We start from the raw sequence: 7,990 nt of genomic DNA on the forward strand, positions 1-7,990 counted from the left end.
GAAGCATGACCACCGCAGGACCGCACAGCACGCGCACGGCGTGCTCCTACTGCGGTGTCGGTTGCGGAATTTCGGTCGAGACCCGCACCGACGCGGGCACCGGACTGCCCGTCATCGCGCGCGTATCCGGGGACCGGCTACACCCCACCAACTTCGGTCGGCTGTGCACCAAGGGCGCCACCCACGCGGAAATGATGGGTGCCGACGACGGCCGGCTCACCACGGCACTGGTCCGGCACGGCCGGGGCGCCGAAGCGGTCAGCGTCGCGGTCGACGATGCCACCGCCGAAGCCGGCCGCCGGCTGCGGGCCATCATCGACGAACACGGCCCCGACGCTGTGGCGCTCTATGTTTCGGGCCAGATGACCATCGAGGCCCAGTACCTGGCCAACAAGCTGGCCAAGGGCTTCATCCGCACCGTGCACATCGAATCGAATTCCCGGCTGTGCATGGCCAGCGCGGGCACCGGCTTCAAGCAGTCGCTGGGCGCCGACGGCCCGCCTGGGTCCTACACCGATTTCGATTCCGCCGACCTGTTTTTCGTCAGCGGCGCGAACATGGCCGACTGCCACCCGATCCTGTTCCTGCGCATGGCCGACCGGATGGCCAAGGGCGCCAAGCTGATCGTCGTCGACCCGCGCCGCAACGCGACCGCCGAGAAGGCCGATCTGTTCCTGCAGATCAAACCAGGCACCGACCTGGCGCTGCTCAACGGCCTGCTGCACCTGCTGGTCGAAAGCGGTGCGATAGACACCGAATTCATCGCCGAGCACACCGAGGGCTGGGAGACCATGCCCGCGTTCCTGGCCGACTATCCGCCGGCGAAGGTCGCCGAGATCACCGGACTTCCCGAAGCCGACATCCGCCGCGCCGCCGAGATGATCGCGGAGGCAGGGGAGTGGATGTCGTGCTGGACCATGGGGCTGAACCAGAGCACCCACGGCACCTGGAACACCAACGCCATCTGCAACCTGCACCTGGCCACCGGCGCCATCTGCCGGACGGGCAGTGGCCCGATGTCGCTGACCGGCCAGCCCAACGCCATGGGCGGCCGCGAAATGGGTTACATGGGACCGGGTCTCCCCGGGCAACGCGCCGTGACGTCGGCCGAAGACCGGGCGTTCGTCGAAGAACAGTGGGAACTGGAACCGGGCACCATCCGCACCGACGTCGGCCCCGGCACCATCGAGATGTTCCGCCGGCTGGGCACCGGTGACATCAAGGCCGTGTGGATCATCTGCACCAATCCTGTTGCCACCGTGGCCAATCGGCAGACCGTCATCGACGGCCTGCAGGCCGCCGAACTGGTGATCACCCAGGACACCTACCAGGACACCGCGACCAACGCCTACGCCGACATCGTGCTGCCCGCCACCCTGTGGGCCGAGGCGGACGGCGTCATGGTCAACTCCGAACGCAACCTGACCCTGTTGCAGCAGAGCATCCCAGCGGCCGGCGACGCGCGGCCCGACTGGGAACTGATCTGCAATGTGGCCCGGCACATGGGCTTTGGTGATGAGTTCGACTACAAATCCAGCGAGCACGTGTTCGCCGAGATTCGCCAGTTCGCCAATCGCCGTACCGGTTACGACCTGGGTGGCGTGACCTACGAGCGGCTGCGGGAGACCCCGCTGCAGTGGCCCTGCCCGCCCGAGGGTGTGCCCGGTGGCGGCAGCGACCGGAACCCGATCCGCTATCTCAACGACGGAATCAGTCAGGACCTGTTCGTGGACGCCGACGGAAACCGGCCGCGGCTGGCGTTCCCGACGCCGTCGCGGCGGGCGGTGTTCCATGCCAGGCCGCACCTGGACGCGGCGGAATTGCCCGACGACGAGTTTCCGTTGGTGCTCAATACCGGTCGGTTGCAACACCAATGGCACACCATGACCAAGACCGGGAAGGTTGCCAAGCTCAACAAGCTCAACGGGTCGCCGTTCGTGGAGATTCACCCGATCGACGCGGCAGACCTCGGCATCACCGAGGGCGGGTCCGTCGAGATCTCGTCGCGGCGCGGCACCGCGGTCCTGCCCGCGGTGCTGACCGACCGGGTACGTCCGGGCAATTGCTTTGCGCCGTTCCACTGGAACGACTCGCAGGGTGAGCGACTGACCATCAATGCGGTCACCAACGACGCGGTCGATCCGGATTCGTTGCAGCCCGAATTCAAGGTGTGCGCCGTGCGGTTGGCGCCGGTCGCGATCGAACCCGTGGCGGTGACACCGGCCGCGCCTGCCGCGGCACCCTCGGTTGCCGCGTCCCATCCGCTGGCCGCGGCCCTGGGCCTGGGCGGGCCGCCTGCGCTCGACGAGGCCGAAAAGGTCTATCTGGCCGGCTTTTTCACCGGTATCCAGCATGTCACCGGGGTGCCCGTGTTGCCGGAGTCGGCTCCGGTCAGTGGCATCGTCCGGCTGTGGGTCAACGGGGCGCTGGCCGGCGCGCACAGTTCGACGGCACCTGTCGCGGTGATCGATGCGGTGCCCGCGTCGGCAACGCTCGAGTCTCCCAAGCCGGGTCCATTGGTGCTGTGGGCATCGCAGACCGGTACCGCCGAAGAATTCGCCGCCGGACTTGCCGCGAGGATCGTCGGGGCCCGGTTGCAGGTACTGGACGACACCGCGCTGGACGAGATCGCCCAAGCGGGCGAAGTGCTGGTTGTGACAAGCACTTTCGGCGACGGCGGACCGCCCGACAACGGCGCGGACTTCTGGGCTCGCTTGAGCGCCGCCGATGCGCCAGACCTGAGCGGGGTGCGGTACTCCGTGCTCGGCATCGGTGACCGCGCGTACGAGAACTTCTGCGGCTACGCCAAATCCCTGGACAGCCGGTTCGCCGAACTCGGAGCCACCGCGCTGCTGGACCGCGCGGACTGCGAGGCCTACGACGACGAACCACTCGCCCAATGGGCTGCTGCCGCAGCCGACTTGGTCGTCGTCGCTGCTGCCGAAGCGCCCGTCGTCGCGCCCGCGGGCCCGGCCACGCCCGCCAAGCCGGCTCCCAAGCCCGCCAAGCCCTTCACCCGCAACAACCCGTTGTCGGTCCCGTTGTGCCGCAACACTATGCTGACCAATGGCGGCGCGAAGGAAGTACGCCAGATCGGCTTCGACCTGTCCGGCCACGACGTCAGCTACGGCGTCGGCGATGCACTGGGCGTGGTGGTGGCCAATTGTCCAGAGGCTGTATCGACGTGGCTGGCGGCCACCGGGCTCACCGGCGACGAGGTCATCGAAATGGATGGCGGCGAAGCCCCGTTGCGTGAGGCACTCACCACGGCGTACGACATCTGCAAGGTGTCGCCGACCCTGCTCAACTTCCTGGCCGAACGCAGCAGCGCCAAGATTCTCCGGGCGCCCCGCGAAGAGCGCGACCGCTGGCTCGACGGCCGCACCGGCCTCGACCTCGTCGAAGAGTTCCAGATTCGGGCGGAACCCGAGGAATGGCGAGATGCCCTGGTGCGCCTGGCGCCGCGCTCGTACTCGATCTCGTCGAGCCCCCTGGTGAGCCCCGACGAGGTGCAACTGACGGTGTCGGTCGTGCGGTACGAAGGTGCCCGCGGCGGCATCCGGCACGGCGTCGCGTCCACCTATCTGGCCGACCGGGCCGAGACGGTGCCGGTGTTCTTGCAGTCGGCACCGCATTTCCGGCCGCCCGAGGATGCGCTGACCCCGATGATCATGGTCGGCCCCGGCACGGGTGTCGCACCGTTCCGCGGCTTCCTGCACGAACGTCGGGCACTGGGCCACACCGGGCGTAACTGGCTGTTCTTCGGTGACCAGCACCGGGCCGAAAACTATTACTACCAAGAGGAATTGGAGGCCTTCGCCGCCGACGGCCTGCTGACCCGGCTGGATACCGCGTTCTCCCGAGACCAGGCGCGGCGGGTGTACGTGCAGCACCGGATGCGTGAGCACGGCGAGATTCTGTGGCGCTGGTTCGAAGACGGGGCGCACTTCTATGTGTGCGGCGATGCTGCCCGGATGGCCAAGGACGTCGACGTGGCGCTCACCAACATCTTCAAGACCCACGGCGGCATGTCCGAATCGGCGGCGCATGACTACAAGCGCGAGCTGATCGCCGACAAGCGCTACGTTCGCGACGTCTACTGACCCGTACCGCTGCACGCCCGGCAATTTCAGGGTTGACTGGAGCTTGCCGGGAAGGAGCGCTGTCGATGGTCTTGGGTTCTGACGCTGCATCCGGTCCCGCCGCATCCGCGGTCCCGCCGCGCGGCTCTGGCCGCCACATCAGGTTGACGTCGCACAGCGGCGCCGCCGATGCCCTGCCGATCCGTTGGGGCGCGGCGACCGCCGCCGAGCGCGGCCCGGTGCTCGGGACCACGACCACGCGAGCGCACCGCAATGTGATCGGCACGCACAGCGGCTCCTACAGCGTCTACCGGGCACTGGCGGTCGCGGCCGGGGCGCTCTCGCCCGCGCATCGCGCCGACCTGACCAACACCGCACCCACCGACGTGATCGGTCCGTACCCGCAGTGGGCCGAACCCGGGGCGATCGTGAGTCTGGACCCGTGGGGTGCCATGGTCGCGGATGCGTTCAGTGCCGAATTGGCGGCCGGCCACGACATCCGGCCGACCATCGCCATCACCAAAGCCCATGTGATCCTGCCCGAGGTTGCCGAAGCGATCGGCAAGGGCCGGCTCCGCCCGGACGGTCGGGTGCTGCTGGACAACGGCGCCGCGCTGGTGACCAAGGCGGCCATCGAGCCTGTCTGGTTTCTCCCCGGCGTCGCCGCGCGATTCGGTTGCAGCGAAAACGAACTGCGCCGCGTGCTGTTCGAGGAGACCGGTGGCATGTACCCCGAACTCGTCACGCGCGGTGATCTCGAGGTCTTTCTGCCACCGATCGGCGGGCAGACCGTCTACATCTTCGGCCAGCCGCGCGATCTTGCCGACCCCGACGTGGAGTTGACCGCACGGGTGCACGACGAATGCAACGGATCCGATGTGTTCGGCTCCGACATCTGTACCTGCCGGCCGTATCTCACCCATGCCATCGAGGAGTGCATCCTGGGTGCGCAGCGCGGTGGGGTCGGGCTGGTGGCCTACTCCCGCAAGGAGGGCCGCGCGCTGGGCGAGGTCACCAAGTTCCTGGTGTACAACGCACGTAAGCGTCAGGTTGGTGGCGACACGGCCGACCAATACTTCGCTCGCACGGAATGTGTTGCCGGAGTGCAGGATATGCGCTTCCAGGAACTCATGCCCGACGTGCTGCACTGGCTGGGTGTCCGCAAGATTCACCGTCTGGTGTCGATGAGCAACATGAAGTACGACGCCATCACCGGCTCGGGTATCGAGGTCGTCGAACGCGTGAACATCCCCGACGATCTGATCCCCGCCGACGCCCGCGTCGAGATCGACGCCAAGACAGCCGCCGGTTACTTCACCCCCGGTCCGGTGCCCGACGCCGACGAACTCAAGGTCGCCAAGGGCCGCGGACTCACGCCATGACAACCAGCGCCGGCCCCGACACGGATGCCGACAGTGCCGTCGCGGTCGGCGTCCTGCGCCGCACCGACGCGATCCGCGAACGTGCCGAATTCCTGCTGCGCCGGGCACGTGCGGGGGAGTCCCGCTGGTTCGTGGTCGACGACGACTTGATGCCGCAGGCCGCTGACCTCGTCGCCGCCGTCACCTGGACGCGCTACCCGGACCTGGCGATCCCGTATCACAGCCGTTGGCGCCATTTCGAGGCCGGCGGCATCGACCGCAACGCCGACCTGCGCGCCCGCCTGGCTGCGCTGGACACGAGCTCGCAGGCGCGTGCCCTCATCGACCTGGCTGTGGTCAGTGTGCTGCTCGACGCCGGTGCCGGGCCGGACTGGGGCTACGTGGAACCCGCTACCGGACAACGGTTTACGCGGTCCGAGGGCCTCGGCGTGGCCAGCTGGCACGCCTTTGTCGACGGGATGTTCTCCAGCGACCCGAGCCGGCCGTGGCAGGTCGACGCCGTGGGACTACGCAGTGTCGACGACGCCGCCTTCGGCCGGGCATTTCAGGTGCGGCCGGACAATCCGTTGGTGGGGCTCTCCGGGCGGGTGCAGCTGCTGCGCCGCCTCGGTGCGGCCCTGGCCGCCCAGCCCGAGGTCTTCGGGCCGCAGGGGCGTCCCGGCGGCTTGTTCGACGTGCTGACCGGCCCGGCTGTCGGGGCTCATGACATCCTGGCGCAGCTCCTGGACACGTTGTCCGGGGTGTGGTTGGGGGACAACGATATCGGCGGTATCCCGCTCGGCGACTGCTGGCGGCACCCGGCGGTGCCGGGGGTGGGGTTGTCGCAGGGGTGGATGCCGTTCCACAAGCTGTCGCAGTGGCTGACCTATTCGCTGCTGGAGCCGTTCGAGTGGGCCGGCGTTGCGGTCACCGGCTTGGACGCCCTGACCGGCCTGCCCGAGTACCGCAACGGTGGTCTGCTGCTCGATACCGGGGTCCTGCGCTTACGCGATCCGTCGGCCGCGGCCCGAACCTGGTCGGTGGCCGACGAATTGGTGGTCGAATGGCGAGCCCTGACCGTCGCGCTGCTCGACGCGCTCGCGCCGCTGGTGCGCACCCGGCTCGGGCTCGACACTGCGGCCCTGCCGCTGGCGTGTGTCCTCGAGGGCGGCACCTGGGCTTCCGGGCGCGCCCTGGCGCAGCAGTTGCGGGCCGGCAGCCCGCCGCTGTCCATCAGTAGTGACGGCACGGTTTTCTAGGAGGCGCCATGGGTAACCTGCATCTCGTCGACCACCCGCTGGTTCAGCACAAGCTCACGCTGATGCGGCAGAAGGACGTATCCACCAAGGGTTTTCGTCAGCTGCTCAACGAGATTTCCATGCTGATGACCTACGAGGTGCTGCGCGACATCCCCGTGCACGAGATCGAGATCGACACTCCGCTGGAATCCACCACCGGCATGGTCATCGACGGCAAGAAGCTCGTCTTCGCGTCCATCCTGCGGGCGGGCAGCGGCATTCTGGACGGCATGCTCAGCGTTGTTCCCGGCGCGCGCATCGGCCATATCGGTCTGTACCGCGACCCGAAAACCCATGTCGCCGTGGAGTATTACTTCAAGATGCCCAGCGAATTGCACGAGCGCGACGTGGTGGTGTGCGATCCGCTGCTCGCCACCGGCAACTCGGCGGTGGCCGCAATCGACCGCCTCAAGGAGTACCGGCCGCGCTCGATCAAGTTCGTCTGTCTGCTGACCTGTCCGGAAGGCGTCGCCGCGATGCAGGCGGCCCACCCCGAGGTGCCGATCTACGCCGCGGCGCTGGACCGCCAGCTCGACGAGCACGGCTACATCGTGCCCGGCCTGGGTGACGCCGGCGACCGCATCTTCGGAACCAAGTAGTCGTCGCGAAACATGTCAGCACCGTCCGCTCAGGACGACAGCGCGTCGAACAACGCGGACATCTGCGCGGGCGAGACCGACATGCCGCCGCACTGACCCCGCAGCGTGGTCAGGGGCCGCGCGATGTTCTTCAGGTCGAAGAACTCACCGGGGTGCGCGGTGAAGTATGCCCGGACGGCGCCTTCCGCGTCACCCGACGAGCCCGCGTTGGTCAGGGCGTCGTTGGCACCCGGGTGCGCATCGAGGTAGGCGCCGGCCTGGGCCAGGACTCCGCCCGCAGTGCTGGCCAGCCCGCTCGCAGAACACGGAGCGGCCGCGGCCGTCGGGACAGCGATGGTAAGCGAGGCGAAGCCGGCGAGCGCGAGCATGGCAGTCAGTTTCATACCGGTGATCCTGCTGGAAACCCGGCGATCTCGGGCGCATTGTGTGGAATTGGTCGCGATGGTGCCGGAGGTCGGCGACTCAGTGCAGCACGACCGTCGGCCCGTTCGCATCCAGCGGCGCGCAGCTGTCCTGGCCGACAGTTGTCGAGCAATGCGCTGCCGGGAGCACGGGGCGGTATCCCGGCGGGGTCCCGCCGTCGCGGGTGATCTGGGTGTAGGTCTGGACGGCGTCGGTCGGCACCCGTCGCAGGGCTGGATCGCCCAGGG

5 protein-coding genes and 1 pseudogene are annotated in these 7,990 nt (G+C 68.2%); 4 read left to right on the top strand and 2 right to left on the bottom strand.

The window, feature by feature from the left end; translation table 11 throughout:
- Nucleotides 1-5: 5 nt before the first annotated feature.
- The 4 genes from TL10_RS20940 to upp all read left to right on the top strand — a co-directional run bounded on the left by TL10_RS20940 (nucleotide 6) and on the right by upp (nucleotide 7,340).
- Nucleotides 6-4,103 (top strand): bifunctional nitrate reductase/sulfite reductase flavoprotein subunit alpha, encoded by a 4,098-nt coding sequence (locus TL10_RS20940; RefSeq protein ID WP_043987142.1) that lies wholly within the window; start codon nucleotides 6-8, stop codon nucleotides 4,101-4,103.
- Nucleotides 4,104-4,168: 65 nt separating this feature from the next.
- Nucleotides 4,169-5,464: a GTP cyclohydrolase II gene (locus tag TL10_RS20945; RefSeq protein WP_043987143.1), complete on the top strand. Its 1,296-nt coding sequence runs from the start codon at nucleotides 4,169-4,171 to the stop codon at nucleotides 5,462-5,464.
- Nucleotides 5,461-6,702, top strand: a complete 1,242-nt coding sequence (locus tag TL10_RS20950; RefSeq protein WP_043987144.1) for a URC4/urg3 family protein — start codon at nucleotides 5,461-5,463, stop codon at nucleotides 6,700-6,702. The genes TL10_RS20945 and TL10_RS20950 overlap by 4 nt, the downstream gene beginning before the upstream one ends.
- Nucleotides 6,703-6,710: 8 nt before the next feature.
- Nucleotides 6,711-7,340 carry a uracil phosphoribosyltransferase gene (gene upp / locus TL10_RS20955; protein ID WP_043403134.1) on the top strand — a complete coding sequence of 210 codons (630 nt, stop codon included), beginning with the start codon at nucleotides 6,711-6,713 and terminating at the stop codon, nucleotides 7,338-7,340.
- A gap of 29 nt (nucleotides 7,341-7,369) precedes the next feature.
- On the opposite strand, the gene TL10_RS20960 is transcribed toward upp, so the two are convergent.
- Nucleotides 7,370-7,723, bottom strand: a complete 354-nt coding sequence (locus TL10_RS20960) for a heme-binding protein (RefSeq protein ID WP_043403131.1) — start codon at nucleotides 7,721-7,723, stop codon at nucleotides 7,370-7,372.
- A 79-nt stretch (nucleotides 7,724-7,802) separates the two neighbouring features.
- Nucleotides 7,803-7,990: pseudogene (locus TL10_RS30275) on the bottom strand (glycoside hydrolase family 1 protein); the annotation flags it as partial.

Origin of the sequence: Mycolicibacterium llatzerense (assembly GCF_000878195.1) — a bacterium.
GTDB classification, from domain to species: domain Bacteria; phylum Actinomycetota; class Actinomycetes; order Mycobacteriales; family Mycobacteriaceae; genus Mycobacterium; species Mycobacterium llatzerense.

What these genes read in the sequence shown, in the direction of transcription:
- TL10_RS20945 (WP_043987143.1), top strand. Translation starts at nt 4,169, where the DNA reads ATGGTCTTGGGTTCTGACGCTGCATCCGGTCCCGCCGCATCCGCGGTC.
- upp (WP_043403134.1), top strand. Translation starts at nt 6,711, where the DNA reads ATGGGTAACCTGCATCTCGTCGACCACCCGCTGGTTCAGCACAAGCTC.
- TL10_RS20940 (WP_043987142.1), top strand. Translation starts at nt 6, where the DNA reads ATGACCACCGCAGGACCGCACAGCACGCGCACGGCGTGCTCCTACTGC.
- TL10_RS20950 (WP_043987144.1), top strand. Translation starts at nt 5,461, where the DNA reads ATGACAACCAGCGCCGGCCCCGACACGGATGCCGACAGTGCCGTCGCG.
- TL10_RS20960 (WP_043403131.1), bottom strand. Translation starts at nt 7,723, where the DNA reads ATGAAACTGACTGCCATGCTCGCGCTCGCCGGCTTCGCCTCGCTTACC.